The organism is Desulfofundulus thermocisternus DSM 10259 (assembly GCF_000686645.1).
GTDB classification, from domain to species: Bacteria; Bacillota; Desulfotomaculia; order Desulfotomaculales; family Desulfovirgulaceae; genus Desulfofundulus; species Desulfofundulus australicus.
Genome location: NZ_JMLG01000001.1, coordinates 166482 through 185867 on the forward strand (window position 1 = coordinate 166482; position 19386 = coordinate 185867).

18 protein-coding genes are annotated in these 19386 nt (G+C 53.6%); 8 read left to right on the forward strand and 10 right to left on the reverse strand.

Going from position 1 to position 19386, the window contains the following annotated elements; all coding sequences use genetic code 11:
- Positions 1-137: 137 nt before the first annotated feature.
- The 8 genes from BR83_RS0100905 to BR83_RS0100940 form a co-directional block, all read right to left on the reverse strand.
- Complete coding sequence (locus BR83_RS0100905; RefSeq protein ID WP_027355503.1) at positions 138-1772, reverse strand: AMP-binding protein; 1635 nt, start codon at positions 1770-1772, stop codon at positions 138-140.
- A gap of 389 nt (positions 1773-2161) precedes the next feature.
- On the reverse strand, positions 2162-4135 hold the full coding sequence (gene acs / locus BR83_RS0100910) for an acetate--CoA ligase (protein ID WP_207640162.1): 1974 nt from the start codon (positions 4133-4135) through the stop codon (positions 2162-2164).
- 123 nt (positions 4136-4258) lie between these two features.
- A complete protein-coding gene (locus tag BR83_RS0100915) occupies positions 4259-4531 on the reverse strand; it encodes a hypothetical protein (protein WP_027355505.1) in 273 nt (90 codons plus the stop codon).
- Between the two features lie 25 nt (positions 4532-4556).
- Entirely contained in the window at positions 4557-5696 is a 1140-nt protein-coding gene (locus BR83_RS0100920; RefSeq protein ID WP_027355506.1) for an acyl-CoA dehydrogenase, read from the reverse strand.
- Between the two features lie 335 nt (positions 5697-6031).
- Positions 6032-7051 carry a sigma-54 interaction domain-containing protein gene (locus BR83_RS14635; RefSeq protein ID WP_051617710.1) on the reverse strand — a complete coding sequence of 340 codons (1020 nt, stop codon included), beginning with the start codon at positions 7049-7051 and terminating at the stop codon, positions 6032-6034.
- A 159-nt stretch (positions 7052-7210) separates the two neighbouring features.
- Positions 7211-8704: a glycogen synthase GlgA gene (gene glgA / locus BR83_RS0100930; RefSeq protein WP_027355507.1), complete on the reverse strand. Its 1494-nt coding sequence runs from the start codon at positions 8702-8704 to the stop codon at positions 7211-7213.
- Positions 8697-9749, reverse strand: a complete 1053-nt coding sequence (gene galT, locus BR83_RS0100935) for a galactose-1-phosphate uridylyltransferase (protein WP_027355508.1) — start codon at positions 9747-9749, stop codon at positions 8697-8699. The genes glgA and galT overlap by 8 nt, the downstream gene beginning before the upstream one ends.
- A gap of 28 nt (positions 9750-9777) precedes the next feature.
- On the reverse strand, positions 9778-10068 hold the full coding sequence (locus tag BR83_RS0100940; RefSeq protein WP_027355509.1) for an MTH1187 family thiamine-binding protein: 291 nt from the start codon (positions 10066-10068) through the stop codon (positions 9778-9780).
- 366 nt (positions 10069-10434) lie between these two features.
- Here BR83_RS0100940 and BR83_RS0100945 point away from each other — a divergent pair, with 366 nt between their 5' ends.
- Entirely contained in the window at positions 10435-11067 is a 633-nt protein-coding gene (locus tag BR83_RS0100945) for a septum site-determining protein MinC (RefSeq protein WP_034634178.1), read from the forward strand.
- Here the strand turns inward: BR83_RS0100945 and BR83_RS0100950 are convergent.
- Entirely contained in the window at positions 11064-11612 is a 549-nt protein-coding gene (locus BR83_RS0100950; RefSeq protein ID WP_027355511.1) for an NUDIX hydrolase, read from the reverse strand. The genes BR83_RS0100945 and BR83_RS0100950 overlap by 4 nt on opposite strands.
- A 2-nt stretch (positions 11613-11614) precedes the next feature.
- Positions 11615-12229: a DUF3786 domain-containing protein gene (locus BR83_RS0100955; RefSeq protein ID WP_027355512.1), complete on the reverse strand. Its 615-nt coding sequence runs from the start codon at positions 12227-12229 to the stop codon at positions 11615-11617.
- Between the two features lie 181 nt (positions 12230-12410).
- On the opposite strand from BR83_RS0100955, the gene BR83_RS0100960 reads away from it, so the two are divergent.
- From BR83_RS0100960 to BR83_RS14650, 7 genes are all read left to right on the forward strand, one after another.
- Positions 12411-12845, forward strand: coding sequence for an Hsp20/alpha crystallin family protein (locus tag BR83_RS0100960; RefSeq protein ID WP_027355513.1), 435 nt, complete (start codon positions 12411-12413; stop codon positions 12843-12845).
- A gap of 172 nt (positions 12846-13017) precedes the next feature.
- On the forward strand, positions 13018-14328 hold the full coding sequence (locus BR83_RS14640) for a glycosyl hydrolase family 18 protein (protein WP_051617712.1): 1311 nt from the start codon (positions 13018-13020) through the stop codon (positions 14326-14328).
- Positions 14329-14510: 182 nt separating this feature from the next.
- Positions 14511-15515 (forward strand): acyl-CoA dehydratase activase-related protein, encoded by a 1005-nt coding sequence (locus BR83_RS14645; RefSeq protein ID WP_034634180.1) that lies wholly within the window; start codon positions 14511-14513, stop codon positions 15513-15515.
- On the forward strand, positions 15488-16576 hold the full coding sequence (locus BR83_RS0100975) for a CoA protein activase (protein ID WP_027355514.1): 1089 nt from the start codon (positions 15488-15490) through the stop codon (positions 16574-16576). Before BR83_RS14645 ends, BR83_RS0100975 begins: the two co-directional genes overlap by 28 nt.
- Before the next feature lie 96 nt (positions 16577-16672).
- Entirely contained in the window at positions 16673-17626 is a 954-nt protein-coding gene (locus BR83_RS0100980; protein WP_027355515.1) for an acyl-CoA dehydratase activase, read from the forward strand.
- Positions 17627-17639: 13 nt separating this feature from the next.
- The gene (locus BR83_RS0100985; RefSeq protein ID WP_027355516.1) at positions 17640-17846 is read left to right on the forward strand and encodes a hypothetical protein; all 207 of its coding nucleotides are present in this window, start codon (positions 17640-17642) and stop codon (positions 17844-17846) included.
- A gap of 363 nt (positions 17847-18209) precedes the next feature.
- A partial coding sequence (locus BR83_RS14650) for an acetyl-CoA C-acetyltransferase (RefSeq protein ID WP_207640163.1) occupies positions 18210-19386 on the forward strand: 1177 nt, incomplete at its 3' end.

Sequence of the window (19386 nt, forward strand, 5' to 3'; positions counted from 1 at the left end):
AAGTAAACATAGGGCCCCTTTTTAGACATTCGCTCCCCCTGTTTACCTTCCCTGCAATAGCATATTCCTTTTCCCGGAAAGAAGCAAGATAAAACCGTAAGGGCCGGGTGTTAACCCGGCCCCTTGCTCCTCTAACACTACCTGCGCTTACCGGCCCACTCCCGTTCCCGCAGTTCCACCCGGCGGATTTTACCGCTGATGGTTTTGGGCAGGGACTCAACAAACTCGACCTTCCGCGGGTACTTGTAGGGCGCGGTAACTTTCTTTACGTGTTCCTGCAGCTCTTTCACCAGCTCATCGGAGGGCTGGTAACCCGGTGCCAGCACAACGAAAGCCTTAACCACTTCCCCCCGGATCTCGTCGGGACTGGAAACCACGGCCGACTCGGCCACCGCCGGGTGTTCCAGCAGGGCACTTTCCACTTCAAAGGGGCCAATGCGGTAACCGGAAGTAAGGATTACATCATCGGCGCGCCCCACGAACCACAAATAGCCGTCCTCATCTTTATAGGCCCGGTCGCCGGTAAGATACCAGTCGCCACGGTGCACGCTGGCCGTTTTTTCCGGATCTTTCCAGTATTCCTTGAATAACCCCACCGGACGCTCGGGTTTTACTCTAATCGCCACATCGCCCTCGGTGTTGGGCGGCAGGATATTGCCTTCCTCGTCAATAACCTGGACGTCAAAACCCGGGGAAGGTTTGCCCATGGAGCCAAAACGGGGCTCGATACAGGGGAAGTTGCCACAAACCAGCACCGTTTCGGTCTGGCCGTAACCATCACGGATGGTAAGGCCAGTAGCCTTTTTCCAGACCTCAATGACCTCCGGATTCAGGGGTTCACCGGCACCGACACAGTGGCGCAGGGTGGTGAACTTGTACTGGCTTAAATCTTCCAGCACCATCATCCGGTAGTTAGTTGGCGCTCCACAAAGGGTGGTAATGGGGTATTTCTGCAACAATTCCAGGGTTTTCTTTGGACTGAAGCGGGGGGAATGGTGGACAAACAGGGCCGCCCCCATATTCCACGGGCCAAAGAAGCTGCTCCAGGCTGCCTTGGCCCAGCCGGTATCGCTTAAATTCCAGTGCAAATCGTCCGGGCGCAGGTCCAGCCAGTACTTACCGGTTATTATATGGCCCAGCGGGTAGCTGGCATGGGTATGCACCGTCATCTTAGGATAACCCGTCGTTCCCGAGGTGAAATACAGGATGGCATTGTCGTCGCTCCTGGTATTTGCGGTAGTAAAATTGTCACTGGCCCTGGCCACTGCTTCCCTGTAATTCAGCCAGCCCTGGCGTGGCTCGCCCACGATAATGCGGGACTTAACCGTGGGACATTCCCCTATAACCTCGTCCACCCTGGGAGCAACGTCGTTATCGGTAATAACACAAACCGCTTCCGCTGTCTCCAGGCGATATTTGATATCCTTGGCAGTAAGCTGGGTGGTACCGGGACTGACTACCGCGCCCATGCGCAGGCAGGCCAGGTTGATCTCCCACCACTCAATCAACCGGGGCAGAATAACCACTACCACATCGCCCTGCTTGACCCCCTGCTCCCGCAGGACATTGGCCGCCCGCCGGGAAGCGACGGAAAATTCATAAAAAGTCTTGCGCACCTCGTTACCCTCATCATCCACCCAGAGCATGGCCAGCTTAGCGGGATCCTGAGCCCATTTATCAATAACATCCCGGGCAAAATTAAAATATTCGGGCTTTTCCCACCTGAACTCCGCGTAGGTTTTTTCATAATCCACCATGTTGTGCTGGCTCAACTTTGCTTCCTCCTTTATCAGGTTTCACAGCCTTGAAAAGATAGTTTAAAGTTAATACCCGGTTGCGGGATTGTTTTTACCAACCCCGCAACCGTATTTACCAGGTGCCCCTTCCATACAGGATGCCCTTTCTACCACCTGTTCCCTTTAAGTCCTTAGAAGACCCCGTCACCCCCCTTTATTTGAGTGCCGAAAATTTCACCATGCAAAAATTAAACCACTATTCTGACTATTTAGCTTCTTTAGAATTGCTTGCACCGAAATCCTCACCACGTATAAAAAATTTTAATACCGGCAGCAACGATTAAAGCAGATATTTAACTCCGGCTCCCGTTTAATGCAGTGTAAATATTACTATACATGTTTTTTAGCGTTACCAGGTAAAAGAACTATTTTCCCGCTTTCCTGGCCGCCACAATGCTTTTGATCTGCTCCACCGCACCTATATCTTCCAGACCGGTAATATCACCCTTGATCTCACCGCTGACCATAATTTCTTTCAGCAGGCGGCGCATGATCTTGCCGCTGGGAGTCTTGGGCATGACCGGGGTGAAGTAAATGGCTCCGGGAACGGCAATTTTGCCGATATTTTCTATGACCTTATTTTTAATTGCCTGCTCCATTTCGGGACCGGGCTGATAACCCTCCCGGAGGGTGACAAAGGCCACGGGAATCAACCCTTTAATGGGATCCGGAACACCAATTACCGCCGCTTCAGCTACCCCCTCACATTCAATAATGGCACTCTCCATTTCCATGGTCGAAAGGCGATGGCCGGCCACGTTGAAAACATCATCAATCCGGCCGGTAACCCAGAAATGGCCGTCCTTGTCCTTGATGGCAGCATCATGGGTGTAATAGCATCCTTCCACCTGGCTGAAATACTCCTGGATATACCTCTCCGGCTCCCTCCACAGGGTACGTACCATCATGGGAATGGGGCGCCTGATGATCAGGTTGCCCGGTGTTTCAGGGGGAACCGGTTTTCCTTCCTCGTCCACCACATCCAGCTGCGCGCCTAAAAATTGAATGCCGCAGGAACCGGGTTTCATGGGCGTTAACCAGGCTGCCCCGGCCAGCGGGCAGCCGGCAGTTTCCGTCTGGCCCCAGGTATTATTAATGTAAATGCGCTTCCGGCCCAGTTTTTCATAGGCCCAGTGCCATGCCTCCGGGTTAAACGGTTCCCCCACCAGGGATAGAACATCCAGGCAGGACAGGTCGTAAGGCTCCATCCAGCTTTCTCCGTACCGCATGAGCATACGGATAGCGGTGGGGGCAGTAAACAGCTTATTCACCCGGTACCTGTCGATAATCTGGTAGAACCGGTCGGGCCGGGGGTAGTCCAGAGCCCCCTCGTAAAACAGGGTTGTTACCCCATTGGACAGGGCACCTGCAATTCCCCATATATGCATGGTCAACCAGCCGATATCGGCGGTACACCAGAACATATCATGGGGATGGTGATCCATATGGAATTTGGCGTAAACATAATTATTTACCACAAAAGCTACGCTTGAATGTACTATACCCTTGGGTTTGCCCGTGGTGCCACTGGTATAAAATACCAACCCGGGCTCATTGGCCTCCAGGGGTTCAGGCGGGCACTGCCGGGATACCCCGGCCATCAATTCATGCCACCAGTAATCACGTCCTTCCTTCATGTATACCTCCGAACCGGTACGCTTTACCACCACCACAGCCCGGATGCTCTGCATATCCTCAATTACTTCATCCACCTTTGGTTTCAAAGGAATTTCCCGGCCGCGACGGTAGCCGCCGTCGGCAGTGACAACCAGCTGGGGTTCGTAGTTAATAAGCCGGTCCCGCAGGGCCCGTACGGAAAAGCCCGAGAATATGGTATTAAACAGCACTCCCAGGCGGTAGCAGGCCAGAACAGCAATTACTGTTTCCGCCAGGTTGGGCAGGAAAATGGCCACCCGGTCACCCTTCTGCAGGCCGAAACTTTTAAGAATATTGGCAAATTTACATACCTCGCTGTGCAGCATCCGGTAGGTATAAAACTTGCTCTGATAGTCTTCCCCCTCCCAGATCAGGGCCAGCTTGTTATCTGCGCCCTTCTCCAGGTGCCGGTCAATAAGATTGTAGCAGGGATTGGTAACGCCGCCGACAAAAAACTTGAAATGCGGCATTTCCCCTTCCATAACCTTTTCCCAGGGCTTGATCCAGTAAAGCTCGCTGGCCACGTCGGCCCAGAATTTTTCCGGTTCCTCCCACGATTTGCGGAGCAGTTCATTAAAAGCATCCACACTGCCCAGGACTGACTCTTTTACTTTTCCGGGTTCGGGATAATAAAGTTTGCTCTCCTTAATCATCTTTAACTCCTCTGGCCTTACCTCGATCACCAACCATACCTCCTTTTTTCGAACTATTTTGATTTTTTAAAACCCCGGCCGGGGAAAAAATTCATTTTTCACCTCCCACTCTTTTTACTTCGCCTTCCCGGCCGGGGTTCGGGAAAAAAGAGCCTAGCAACTATCCCTGCTTTCCCACCATTTACTTAAGGGATCGTGCAGGGTAAATATGCCCCCGGGTTTTTGCTGCACCCGCCCGCGCCTGACCAGATCCTGCAATAACTGTTCAGTTACTTTTTCGTCCAGCCCCAGATGTTCAGCTACTTCGGAAATACTTCCGGGAACACGTCCCAGCAAGCTGACAATGGCCTCCCCGGCAGCCTTTTTCTGCCGGCGGGTCAGGGGAATACCTGGAGGGATGATCTTCCTGTGAAACCCGCGAGTCACCTCTACCCCCCACTTTCACCACGCCTCAACAACCCAGCGCCCGGGAAATGACCAGACGCTGGATCTCGGAGGTGCCTTCCCCAATTTCCAGCAGCTTGGCATCCCGCAGATGGCGCTCAACCGAAAACTCCTTCATATAACCATATCCTCCATGTATCTGGATGGCATCCAGGGCAGCCCGGGTAGCCATTTCTGATGCAAACAGCTTGACCATGGCCGCCTCCCTGGTATAGGGCCGTCCCTGATCCCTCAACCAGGCAACCTTCAGGTACATGTTCCGGGCCAGCTCAATGTTGGTGGCCATATCAGCCAGCTTGAAAGATACGGCCTGGAACCTGGAAATGTTTTGCCCGAACTGGGTCCTCTGCCGGGCATACTCCAGGGCTGCATCCAGGCAGGCCTGGGCAATACCTACGGCCATGGCCGCAATGGCCACGCGACCGCCATCGAGCACCTGCAGAAATTGCTTGAAGCCATGGTTTAACTGGCCCAGGAGATTTTCCCTGGGAATTCTCACATTATCAAAGAACAATTCTGTGGTATTGGATCCGGACATACCCAGCTTCTCGTAGCCGGCTCTTATAGTCAAACCGGGAGCGTCGGCAGGCACGATAAAGGCACTGATGCCCCTTTTACCTTTACTGCGGTCAGTAACCGCTGTAATGGTAATAAAGCGGGCGTAGCTGGCATTGGTGATGAAACACTTGGAGCCATTTATCACCCATTCATCTCCCTCTAACACTGCCGTGGTCTGGGTCCCACCGGCATCCGAACCGGCATTGGGCTCGGTGAGCCCGAAAGCACCGAGACATTCTCCCCGGCACAGGGGTACCAGGTATTTTTGCTTTTGCTCCAGTGTGCCGAATAGATAAATGGGCATGCAGCCGAGGGAAATATGTGCCTCATAGGTAAGGCCGGTGGAAGCGCAGGCCCTGGTAATTTCTTCTAGAGCCAGGCAATAGCTGACGTAATCTCCTCCGGCACCTCCGTATTCCTCAGGAAAGGGCAGACCCATGAGATCCATCTCTGCAAGCTTCTTTATAATATCCAGAGGGAACTGGCCGCTCCGGTCGATCTCTTTTGCTCTGGGGAGAATTTCTTTCTGGGCGAACTCCCGCACCACATCACGAATAAGCCGCTGATCTCTGGTAAGGTCAAAATCCATCTCACACCCCTCCCGGAAGAAAATTATTAACTGGTCCTGTTGCCCCCGTAAAAGGTGACGGGCCTGCTCGAACAACGCACCCCTTTCCCGGCCGGTTTTGTCACCCGGCCCATTTTTTAATGCAAATCAAGAGTAGCAGGCCGCTTTTCAACTGCCAGTAACCATAAAATGGGGGCGAGATATCAAAATTCAAGCCCCAGTTGCATATGTTCCAGACATGGTCCCGGCTGGTGTTAACAAACTTAACACCAGCCGGGACCCTTACCCGGCATATCTCCGGCTTTTCCGGGAGAATAAAGGGTGGGACGGGGAACAAAGAAACTGTTTATATTTATTTACATCAAGTTATATTTAACTAATTTCTTATACAGGCCGGGCCGGGAAATCCCCAGCAGCCGGGCCGCCCTGGCCCTGTTTCCCTTGCTTTCGACCAGGGCCTGCAAGATTATATACTTTTCCACCTGTTCCAAAATCTCAACCAGGGTTTTCCCCTGCCTGAATGCCTGCGTAACCTGGCCGGGAAGCCCCGTGTCACGGAGCGGTTGTTTTTCACCGGACAGGGAATACAGGTGAGCAGGTAAATGGTGCAGCTGGATAACTTTATTATCATCTATCAGGTTAAAAGCGCGTTCCAAACAATTTTCCAGTTCGCGAACATTTCCCGGCCAGGAATACTGCATGAAGGCGTTCATCACCTCCGGAGCAACTCCACTTACCCGGGCCTTAAAAGAAAGGTTGAACTTCTGGATAAAGGCTTCCACCAGCAGGGGTATATCTTCTTTGCGTTCTCTTAAAGGGGGAATGTGTAAATTAATCACGTTCAGGCGGTAAAAAAGATCTTCCCGGAATTTTTTATATTTAACCATTTGTTCAAGGTTAACATTGGTCGCGGCCACCACGCGGACATCAACGTATATGGAACGCCTGCTGCCCAGTTTTTGTATCTCACGTTCCTGCAGGAAGCGCAGGAGCTTGGCCTGCATGGGCCAGGAGAGTTCCGCCACCTCATCCAGGAAAACCGTTCCCTGGTGAGCAAGTTCCAGCTTACCGGGCTGCCCCCCTTTCCGGCAGCCGGTAAAGGCCCCTTCTTCATAACCAAAAAGCTCCGATTCTACAAGAGTATCGGGAATAGCCGCACAGTTTATTTTTACAAAGGGACCTGCTCGTCGTAAGCTGGCCGCATGCAGCGCCCGGGCAAACAGTTCCTTTCCGGTACCGCTCTCCCCGGTGATGAGCACATTTGAATTGCGGGGAGCAATTTTAAGCAGGGTTTCCTTGAGATCAAGCATCTGGGGACTGAGGCCAATAATGTGATCTGTGGTAAAATGGGCAACCCCGGGAGAATGAAATCTCACTGTTTACCACGGTCCTTCCTGAAAAAACTGGATATTTTTGAAGAATAAAAGAGGAAAGGGTTAGAATTATTCAACTACTCTCAATATTTTAACAACGCCATCTGGAAGTGTAAATAAAAAAATATGGCCATCCCCCGACAGGAATGGCCTTGAATAGACTCACGCGATTTTCGCCCTGGCCAGGTGCCTGCTCAAAGCTTCCTGGTAGAGCTGCAGGTATTCCACTGCCGAACGGGCCCAGGAAAAGTCAAGCTCCATGGCCCTCCTGATGAGCGCCCGCCATTGTTGAGGTTGCTCCGTATACAGGGTGAGGGCCCGCAGGATGGCCTGGTAAAGGGCCTCTCCATCGTATTCGGAGAAGGTGAAGCCGTTTCCGGAACCGGTGGCCGGATTGTAATCATGAACTGTATCAGCCAGCCCGCCCGTTGCCCGGACAATGGGAATGGTTCCATAGCGCATGGCAATCAATTGTCCGAGACCACAGGGTTCAAAACGGGAGGGCATTAGAAACATATCGGCACCGGCATAAATGCGCTGGGCCAGGATGGCATTAAAACCTATATAAACTCCCGCTTTTTCAGGGTAACGGTTGTGAATGTCCCTGAACATATTCTCATACCGGCGGTCGCCGCTGCCCAGTACCACAAACTGCACATCATGGGCCAGCAGCCGGTCGGCAATTTGAGCGATCAGATCGAGCCCTTTTTGATCCACCAGGCGCGAGATCATTCCCAGCACCGGAACATCCCTTACGGGCAGGTTCATTTCCTTTTGCAGGGCATATTTGTTTTCCCTCTTGTTTTCAATGCTCTCCCAGTCGTAATTGCGGTGAATACGGGGATCGGTTCTGGGGTTAAATTCGTGGTAATTAATGCCGTTAATTATCCCGTACAGGTCGTGGGAACGCTTGCGCAGCAGGCCATCCATCCGTTCTCCCATTTCCGGCCGCTGAATCTCGGCGGCGTAGGTTTTGCTGACCGTGCTGATGACATCGGCAAACAGGATGCCCATTTTCATAAAGCTAACTGTACCGTAAAACTCAATTAATTCGGGAGTAAAATATTCCTCCCCTATCTCTAAAAGCTCGAGGGTTTCTTTGGGGAAATTACCCTGGTATTGCAAGTTGTGGATGGTGTAAACCGTTGCTATCCGGTTATAAAAGGGGTCCTGATTATAGCGCACCTTCAGGAAAAAGGGGATGGGCCCGGTCTGCCAGTCGTTGCAGTGGATTATATCCGGTTGCCAGTTGAGGCGCGGTAACATCTCCAGTACCGCCCGGCAGAAGAAAGCGAAGCGTTCCGCCTCGTCGGGAAACATATACATGCCATCCCGGTAAAAATAGTGGTGATTATCCACCAGGTACACCGGAATGATGCGATGTTCACCCTGGTAATGGGCCTCAATGGTACTTTCCCTGATGATAGCCGTCTCGACCCGTTTGTTGAAAAATACCGGGAAATCCATGCGGTAGGCGGATTTTTCAATTCCCTTGTAATGGGGCATGGCTACCCGGACGTCGTTGCCGAGATTATCATTGCCCACGGTAGCCAGGGCCTTGGGAAGGGAGCCGGCCACATCGGCCAGCCCTCCTGTCTTGGCAAAGGGTACCACTTCAGACGATACGAGCAGTATTTTCAACGGCCGGTCAAACATACCGTACTGCCTCCCTTTCTGCCCCGGCGTAAGCCGGTGGTGGTAAATAAGCTTCCTCTTCCCGCAGAACCTGCGCTGCCAGCTCCGGCGGCGTGGGGTTGATGTAAAAACCCGTACCCAGCTCAAAACCAGCCATAATCGTCAACCTGGGCATGATCTCAAGGTGCCAGTGATAGCCAGCCGTATCGGGCTCGTTGACAGGAGCGGTATGCAGGACCATATTGAAAGGCGGGTTGTTAAGGACCCTGCTTAAACGCAACAGGGTGCTGCGCAGTACCCTGGCCAGATCCCGTACCTGCTCCTCCCGGATCATCGCAAAATCATGCTGGTGCTCCCGGGGTACGATCCATGTCTCAAAGGGAAAGCGGGAAGCATAGGGAGCAAAGCTAACGAAGGCACCGGTTTCAAGAACCATCCTTTGCCGCTCGGAAACTTCCTGGGCCACCACATCGCAGAGAATACAACGTCCCACAGAACGGGCGTAATTTTTAAAACCTTCCATTTCTTCCTCCACATCCACCGGAACCATAGGCATTGCCAGTATCTGGGAATGGGTGTGTTCCAGGGATGCCCCGGCAGTCTGGCCAAAATTTTTAAAGATCTGGATATATTTTAATCTGGGGTCCCGGCGCAGCTCCAGGGAACGGTGCTGCCAGGCCCAGATCACTTCCTCCAGCTGGCGCTCATCCACAGCATCCAGGTTGGCTATATGGCCCGGAGATTCCACCACCACTTCGTGGGCACCCAGCCCATCCATCACTTCGTAGACGCCATGGCGCCGCACTCCAGCCTGAGCTTCCGGACGAACCGCGGGAAACTTGTTTGGAACCACCCTGATCCACCAGCCCGGGGTATCCGGTGCCGTACCCCCGTGCCGGAAAGCCAGGACCTCCGGCGGCGTATCCCCTTCATGTCCCGGGCAGAGAGGACAGCGCCCCCCTTTTTTTTCGTCTCTTGGCACCCTGTAGTCGGTAGGGCGCTTCCCCCGTTCGGTAGCAATAACTACCCACCGTTTCACCAGCGGGTCCTTTCTCCATTCGGGCACTTTTTATCCTCCCCTCGAAAAATTCTTCTTACATTACCGCCTGAACCATATCTTCCATAGACTCCTCTTTATCGCGGCGTTCATCGATGGTAATTGAGGTCACCACCCGCATAACCCCGTCGTTAAAAGGAGCCCGGTGCATTTTTTTAACCGCTTCCAGCAGTCTATCCAGCTCTCCCTCAACTACGGTGGACATGGGTGTAACCTGGTATTTAAGGCCGGGTTCTTCTTTCAGCACTTCACAACAATGGCTGATATAGCTGCTGATGCTGGGATGATCGGTACCCATGGGCATTACACTTATTTCCATGATGGCCATCTTCTCCTCACTCCTTCCCGCAATGAAATTCTATTGTAAAAGTTACCGCAAAAGCATTCTTTTTATACAGATGCTGTCGCATATCCGTACCAGCGGTCATACCCCGTCGTCCCGTAATCCGGGCCGGTCACAAAATTCTCTGCAACGCTCGCACCTCCGGGGACAACCACCAGCTATCCAGTTCCGGTTTTTGCGACATTACCATATTATTAGACGGCAATATTTTCTTTTAGAGCAGGAATGTGACGCTAAAAATCGAAATATGCTTTTCAGGCCATACCTCTAAAACCGAAAAAAATAAGGCAGGAGACGTTCCGCCAAAAGCAAGCTTTTTATCTTTTATCCTTGATAAAGGGGTTGGGTACGGTGCCCAGGGAACTGGTCAGCATCAAAGGAACCCGGGAAGGACTGGTAATACTTCTTGATTCCACCCGTGAATTTGAAGATATCAAGTTACACTTGAAGCGGAAGATGGAATCTTCCCGGGGCTTTTTCCGGGGAGCACGTTTTGCCGTCTACGGGCAGGCCATTACCGGCCGCCAGCGCTCGGAACTGGAAAATATTTGCCGCCAGTATGGTCTTATCCCCTCACCGGAAATATCCTGGCCTTTGGAGAAAAAGGTGGAACAGAGAAAAGCTGTCCTTCCGGGTGAACCCGCCCGGCTGGTTCAAGGCACCCTGCGCTCGGGCCAGGAAATACGGCACCAGGGAAATGTGGTAATTGTAGGCAACATCCACCCCGGAGCCCGGGTTATTGCCACCGGCAGCGTCATTATCATGGGCTGCTGCCGGGGAACTGTCCAGGCAGGGGCGGAAGGAAACACTGCGGCTACCATTACCGCTCTGAAATTACAGGCAGCCTGTTTGTCCATTGCCGGAGTTACCGCCAGCCCGGCTGCAATCCCCCGGAGCAGCCTGTTTCCCATAACGGCCAGGCTAAAAGGCGGGAGGATTATTTTTGATTCCTACCGCCATAAAGCCATATACCCTGCTTTTTAAGCTTTCTCCCGTTCCAGGAGATAATGTGCGGCCAGAAGGCCGGCAGTAGACTTGGCATCGCAAATATCCCCCCGCCAGATCATGGCCAGGGCTTCGTCCAGGGGCACTTTTACCACCTGGACGAATTCATCTTCGTCCAGGTGCTGCCTTTCCAGATGCAGGTCCCGGGCCAGGAACAAGTGCATTTTCTCACTGGTAAATCCCGGAGTGGAGTAAAAGCTGCAGAGCTGCTGCCAGCGTTCGGCCCTCAAGCCGGTTTCCTCCGCCAGCTCCCTTTTGGCACACTGGAGAGGATCCTCTCCTTTTTCTATTTTACCGGCAGGTATCTCCAGAAGTTCCCTTTCCACCGGGTAACGGTACTGCCGGACCAGAAAAACTTCCTTTTGCTCGTTCAGGGCCACTACGGCCACCGCGCCGGCATATTCCACCACTTCCCGGGTACCGGTACGGCCATCGGGCAGGAGCACCGTATCCACGCGCAGGTTCAGGATCTTTCCCCGGTAAACCATCCGGGAATCCAATCTCTTCTCGGTTAAAAAGGCCAATGTTATCTCCCTCCGGACTGAATAATTTTCCTCATCTTGCCCAGCGCGAGGCCGGGTAATAACGCATAGTCTTCTGTGGGCAGGTGGCGGGGCGCGGAAGCATCGAAAAGGACATTTCCTGAAGGAGGAAATTCATCATCGCCCAGCCACAGGACAAAAGTTACAGGTATTTTGGGCAGCACCGGTATATTTACGGCCACGTCTCCCAGAGCCACCTGCGAGCCCCCCAGCATCTTCGCTGCCTGCACCAGGAGGTCCGGCTTATCTCCGAAAAGACTTACCAGGGGGCGTACCGCCCGGTTATTAAAGGGGCCGGTATAAATGAACCCGCCGGGAAGTTCCTGGAAGGAAATCAACCGCCCTTCTACCCGGGCCGGGGAAGACCTGGCCAGGTAGTGTAAAAGAACAATTTTTATTTCTTCAGGTACTTCCGGGCCGGAAGAAGTATCTACAACCTCACCACCGGGGTATTTAACCAGATAATCGACACCGAGGAAGGGAACGACAAATTCTTGCGTTTCCTGACGGTAAGTGACAGCCGCATTAAAGGCCATGCTTTCCGGATCCCGCCGGGCAAATTCTTCCTTAGCCTGCCGGTGGGCAGGCTCAAGATTCATCCAGGCCAAAATACAACCCTCCCTGAATATTTCCAAGTTTGCTTATAACAAGCTTCGTTACCGGCCGTCCTTTTCCTCCCGAAGCAGCGGCATACCTTTAAAGGCGATCTTTTTTAAATGTATATCTGCCCCTATTCTGTACAAGATCTAATTGAAATACTTTTTGGGGAGGTATGCGGCCATGGACCTTGTACGCTGGGAACCTTTTCATGAACTTCGCCAGCAAATGAACCGGCTCTTCAACAACCCCTGGTTCCGCGGGATGCCTTTCTGGGGTACCGATGGCATCAACCCGCGGGTGGACATTTACCAGACGGATGACGAAGTTGTGGCCACGGCAGAGCTGCCCGGGATAGCATCCAGGGACGACGTGGAAGTAACCCTGACCGAAAATACCCTCAGCATCCGGGGAGAATTTAAAAGGGGTGCCGAAGAAAGGCAGGAGGGTTACTATCACAGCGAACGCTATTACGGAACCTTTAGCCGCACCCTGCCTCTGCCGGTAGAAGTCAAACCCGATCAGGCAAGGGCTACTTATAAAAACGGGATCCTGGAAGTGCGCATTCCCAAAAAAGAACCCGGCAAAAGAAATGTTTACCGGGTTGATATCCAGTAGCAAGCGGCCCCTCCCGTCCAGCCAGAACTTATGCGGAAGTGTAGAAACCGGAACCAAGCGGTTCCGGTTTCTACTTTTTTCTACATAATTCCTCAGATGGTATGATTTTTTTAATGCTTTCCCGGAAAAAGCCTGGTAAAATTTTAGGAGATAAAAACCAGGGGAGGTAGTTATGTTTAATTGCAGGAAAAAACTTATCCCGTTGTTAATTTTAATGATCTTTACCTTTAACTTTACCTGTATCGCTTACGCCAGCCAGTACTTAAGGCAGGGAGATTACGGTCCGGACGTGGTTGCCCTCCAGGAAAAATTGCGCCAGATGGGCTATCTGGCCGCACCGGCCACCGGTTATTTCGGCCCCCTGACAGAAGCTGCTGTCATTAAATTGCAGGCAGATTACAACCTGATCATTGACGGCATTGTCGGGCCCCAGACCAGCGCTCTTCTCACACAATTAACGGAACAAAAAATACCGTCCAGGCAAAAGAAAATCATTATGGGCTACTATACGGGGAAAGAAACACCACTGCCCTCTTCCCTGTCCAGCCTGAGCAATCATGGCTCTCAACTTACCTTCATCGCCCCCTTCCGCTACCGGCTAAATGCCAGTGGAACGGGAAGTCTCGACACCCTTGGAGATATCCCGGAAAAGGAGTTCAGGGAGCTTTTTACCGTGGCCCGGCAAAATAAGGTAAAGGTTCTGGCCCTTGTACATAACCTGCTTTACGGAAATGGCATCCAGGGCAGGGATGTGGCCCACCGTATACTGTCCGATCCCCAGAAGCGGTGGTCCCTGGTGATGAATATTTTCTATCTCCTGAAGGAAAACGGTTTTGATGGAGTGGAGATTGACATAGAAGATATTTACCCCTCGGATCGCCAGTTATTTAACCAGTTTTTAATTGAGCTGGCCGCCCAGCTCAAGCCAGCAGGATACTATATTTCCGTGGCCTTACCGGCCAAAACCAGCGATGCTCCCAACATGAGCTGGGGTGATTCCTTTGATTACGCCACCATAGGCCGCTATGCCGATCAGGTGGTGGTTATGGCCTACGATGAACACGGAGCTTACAGCGGCCCCGGCCCTATAGCTTCACTGCCCTGGGTGGAAAAAGTGGTTCAGTATACGGTGAGCAAGATTCCAGCGCCTAAGGTCATGCTGGGCATACCTGCCTATGGATTTGACTGGAACTATGATGGCGGCTTTCCCCGCTATCTATCCCATGAACTGGCCCTGGAAACTGCCCGCTGGTACGGCGCTCCTGTTCGCTGGAATACCTGGGCCCAGGCACCTTACTTCACTTACATCGATGAAAACGGCTCCCGCCACGAGGTATGGTTTGAAAATGCCAGCAGCTGGGCAGGTAAGCTGGACCTGATTACCAGGTACAACCTCAAGGGAGCCGCCATCTGGCGGCTGGGAATGGAAGATCCCGATAGCTGGAGAGTGATTGGCGAAAAATTTATCACCGCCAGGTATTAAAAAAGCTTTCATGTACTCACAGATTGTCAGTAAATTCCCCATGTACCCCGGTTTTACAGCAGGAGCAAGCGCCGCCCGGACCGTACTGTAAAATTTAAAAAAGGAATTGCCGCCCTTAAAGAGAATTATAAAACAGGTCCGCGCAATGTTATTTTTTTCTATGTAAAAGGAGAGATTTTGATTTGGCTGTCCGGGTTGGTATCCCTTCTTCACTCCTGTACTATCTTTATTACCCGGCCTGGAATACTTTCTTCAGCGAGCTGGGGGCCCGGGTAATCCCCTCGGGAAACACTACCAGAGAAATTCTCGATCTGGGGGTGAAGGAGGCCCTGGCCGATGCCTGTGTGCCCATCAAATTATATTTTGGTCATGTAAAAGCCCTGGTGGGTCAGGTTGACTATTTATTCATCCCCAGGGTGGTCTGTTTAAACAGGGAAACAACTTACTGCCCCAAATTCCTGGGGCTGCCGGACATGATCCTGCATTCCATTAAAAACGTTCCCCCCCTGATAGATGTGCGGATCGACGTAAGGGAAGAAAGGGACGCCCTGTTTAAAGCCTACCGGCAGGCAGGTCAGGTTCTGGGTGCCACCGGCAGGGTTATTATCCAGGCTTACCGCAAAGCCATGGCCACAGAGCGTCGCTTCTTCTCCCTGCTCAGGAAAGGCTGGTCGCCTCACGAAGCCCTGCAAATTTTGAAGACAGGCAGCCGGCCACCGAAAAAAAAGGGCCGCCTCACTTTTGCCGTGCTGGGCTATCCGTACCTGGTGTACGACCAGTATATAAGCGTGGGCCTGCTGGGACGGTTGAAAAAAATGGGGGTCGACGTGGTTACCGTGGAAAACCTGGCACCCCGGGTCCTTTACAGGCAAAAAGATTACCTGGAAAAGCGCCTGTTCTGGACCCTGGGCGATCTGGTCCTGCGGGCGGCCCATTACCTTCTGCGGCGGACAAATATAGACGGAGTGATCCACGTAACCGCTTTTGGTTGCGGGCCCGATTCCCTGGTGGGAAAATATCTGGAGATGGCAGTTCACCAGTACCGGAACGTTCCTTTCATGAGCCTTTCCATCGATGAACACAGCGGCGATGCCGGAATCGCTACCCGGCTGGAAGCCTTTGTGGATATGGTTATGCGCAAAAAAGAGGTGGGTCTTCAATGCCCAGGATCACTTTCCCCCATGTAGGGGAATCGTACCGCAGCTTTAAAATGCTTATGGAGGATCTCGGGAACGAGGTTATTCTCCCTCCCCGGCCCAGCAAGCGCACCCTGGATCTGGGGGTACGCTATGCGCCGGAATTTGCCTGCTTCCCGGTAAAAATACTTCTCGGCACCTACCTGGAAACCTGCCCGCAGGGGGTGGAGCTCATCATTACCAGCGGTGGGGTTGGACCCTGCCGGGCGGGTCATTATGCCCAGTTGCATAAAAAAATCCTGCGCTCCCTGGGCTACCAGGTAGATATTGTAGTTTTTGAACCACCGAGGCTCTATCCCCTGGAATTTTTACATAACATCCAGCGGCTCAACCCCCATCGTATGTCTTACCGGGCAATCTACGAGTGCATCCGGCGGGCCTGGCGCAAACTCCAGGCGCTGGATAATGTGGAAAAGCTAACCCACAAAATTCGCCCCCGGGAAACCGTCCGGGGTGCCACCACCCGCGCTTACCGGCGGGTACTGGAGTGGATTGACAGGGCATACAGCCTCGCAGAAATTGAAGAAGCCGAACAAAGCGCCATCGAAGAACTGAAAAAAGTACCGCAGGATCCTTACCGGGATGTGTTGAGAGTGGGCATCGTCGGTGAGGTATATGTCCTCCTGGAACCGGCCAGCAACCTGGAAATTGAAGAAACCCTGGGAAACCTGGGGGTGGAAGTGGAAAGGTCGCTGTTCCTGACCGGCTGGACCAGGGACAACACCTGGGCAGAAACCACAGAAGGCCTGACAGTGAAAGAAGCCGCCCTGCCTTACCTGCCCGAACTGCTGGGAGGGCACGGCCGCGACTCGATTGGCAATACGGTACTCTATGCCAAGCGGGGGTTCGACGGGGTTATTCAGCTTGCCCCCTTTACCTGCATACCGGAAATCGTAGCCAGGACTATCCTGCCCCGGGTAAGCGAAGACCACAATATCCCTGTCCTGACCTTCTTCCTGGATGAACAAACAGGCAAGGCAGGCATGGCCACCCGCCTGGAGGCCTTTGTGGATCTAATGCGGCGCAAAAAAGCCGCCCGCCGCACGGCTTAAAAGAAATAATAACGGGCATAAACTACTGGCCATAATACTCTTTCTGTTACTCTTTCATTCATACTTACCATTTTATGCAGCAAGAAGGGAAGAACAATGAAAGCCTACCTGGGTATTGACGTAGGGTCGGTAAGCACCAACATCGCAATCTTAAGCGAGGCCGGAGAAGTCCTCACCGGCCTTTACTTGCGCACCCGGGGCCGCCCCATTGAAGCCATTCAGAATGGCCTCAAGGCAGCCAGGGAAAGCATCAAACCGGGGCTGGAAATAGCGGGTGTCGGCACCACCGGAAGCGGGCGCTACCTGGCTGGCGTTATGGTGGGAGCCGATGTAATCAAGAACGAAATTACAGCCCACGCCGTGGCTGCCAGCATGCTGGTACCCGATGTAAAAACGGTACTGGAAATTGGCGGGCAGGATTCCAAAATTATAATTCTCCGCGACGGCGTAGTGGTAGATTTTGCTATGAACACGGTTTGTGCAGCCGGCACCGGCTCGTTCCTGGATCAACAGGCCGCCCGGCTGAACATCCCCATCGAACAGTTCGGCGAACTGGCCCTGCAGTCGACCAACCCGGTGCGCATTGCCGGCCGGTGCACGGTTTTTGCCGAATCCGACATGATCCACAAGCAGCAGATGGGCCATGCCCTGCCGGATATTATCAACGGCCTTTGTGAGGCCCTGGTACGCAATTACCTGAATAATGTGGGCAAGGGCAAAGAGATCCTTCCCCCGGTGGTCTTCCAGGGAGGTGTGGCCGCCAATATCGGTATAAAGGCCGCTTTTGAACGGGCCCTGGGTATGCCCGTGCTGGTACCGGAACATCATAAAATCATGGGCGCCATCGGTGCCGCGCAGCTGGCTGCCGAGAAGGTAGCCGGAACCGGTCAGACCTCATTTAAAGGTTTTGGCATCTCGGAAATCCCCTACCATACCAGGAGCTTTGAGTGCGACGGCTGCCCCAACTCCTGTGAAATTGCCGAGATTTATGAGGGGGACAGGGTCATAGGCCGCTGGGGGGCCCGCTGTCCCCGCTGGGACGTTATCTGAAAGGAAGAAAACTGTGTCCACCAAGCTTGCGCTGGTTATTAACTGGATACTGCTTTCCTTAATGCTGGCCAACGGCCTGTGGGTGATGTGGGATGCCCGCCGGCGGGGCAAGCCGCTGGGTGAGATCATTGCCTGGGGCCTGTTCTCCACCGCTTTCTTTGGTATCGGTCTGGCCCTCTACCTGGCCTGGGGCCGCCACCTGCCCTCCGGCAAAACCTGATTTCCTGCAGGGCACATAAAACTCACAGGCCTGCCTTTTGCTCTGGCCGGTAAAACCTTAGAACCATGTAAATTACCGTTCACCCTTTTGTCTACTAATGTAGACTGTTTACATTTTAAAATATAAATAATTACCCCGAACTTTTCCGCCAAACCTGCCCGCTGCCCCCAAAAAGAATGAATCGAAAAAATAATTAGTCTTGACGCAACTTTATGACAACTGCCTCCTGCCACCCTCCCCCCTTCACCCCCCTCTCGAATGCTGGTATAATTTTTGCTCCTCTCACCAACAAACCGATTGGTGAATACTCAAGATTTGAAAAACCTGCTGATCATTGTCCGGTAATAAAGGAGGAATAAACCTTTGCGGGAAACAGTAATTGTCAGTGCAGCCAGGACACCCTTTGGAAAACTGGGCGGGGCTCTGGCCCCCCTCACCGCCGTCCAGCTGGGAGGCGTGGTGATCAAGGAAGCCCTCCGGCGGGCGGGTATTGACGGGGAACAGGTGGAAAACGTGATCATGGGGCAGGTGCTGCAGGGGGGCTGCGGGCAGATCCCCTCGCGCCAGGCCACCCGGCTGGCGGGCCTGCCCTGGGAAGTGCCCTCGGAAACCATCAACAAGGTCTGCGCCTCCGGCCTGCGGGCGGTAACCCTGGGCGACCAGATCATCCGGGCCGGCGACGCCGACATTATCGTGGCCGGCGGCATGGAAAGCATGAGCAACGCCCCCTACTTTGTACACGCCCGCTGGGGCCTGCGCATGGGCGACACCCGGTTTGTGGACCTGATGGTTCACGACGGTCTCTGGTGCGCCTTCTACAACCGGCACATGGCCATCCACGGCGGGGAAGTGGCCAGGGAATACGGCATCTCCCGGGAAGAACAGGACGAATGGGCCCTGCGCAGCCACCGGCTGGCCATAGCGGCCATAGATGCCGGCCGGCTGAAGGAAGAAATTGTGCCCGTGACCGTACCCCAGAAGAAGGGCGACCCGAAAACGGTGGACACGGACGAAGCGCCCCGGCGGGACACCAGCCTGGAGGCCCTGCGCCGCCTGCCGCCGGTATTCGACCCCAACAATACGGTTACGGCGGGTAACGCCCCCGGGGTCAACGACGGGGCGGGGGCCCTGGTGCTGATGTCCCGGGAAAAGGCTGACGAACTGGGCATAAAACCCCTGGCCACCATCCTGGGGCACGCCTCGGTCTCCCAGGACGCCAAGTACATCGCCACCGTACCCGGGCTGTCCATCAACAAGCTGCTGGCCAAAAAAGGTCTGACCGTGGATGACATCGACCTTTTCGAAGTGAACGAGGCCTTTGCCGCCGTGGTCCTGGTCAGCGCCAAGATTGCCAGCCTGCCCAAAGACAGGGTAAACGTGAACGGCGGCGCGGTAGCCTTCGGCCACCCCATCGGTGCCAGCGGCGCCCGCATCCTGATGACCCTCATCTACGAGCTGCGCCGGCGCGGCGGCGGGCTGGGCATCGCAGCCATCTGCAGCGGTGCCGCCCAGGGCGATGCCGTGCTGGTGCGGGTGGACG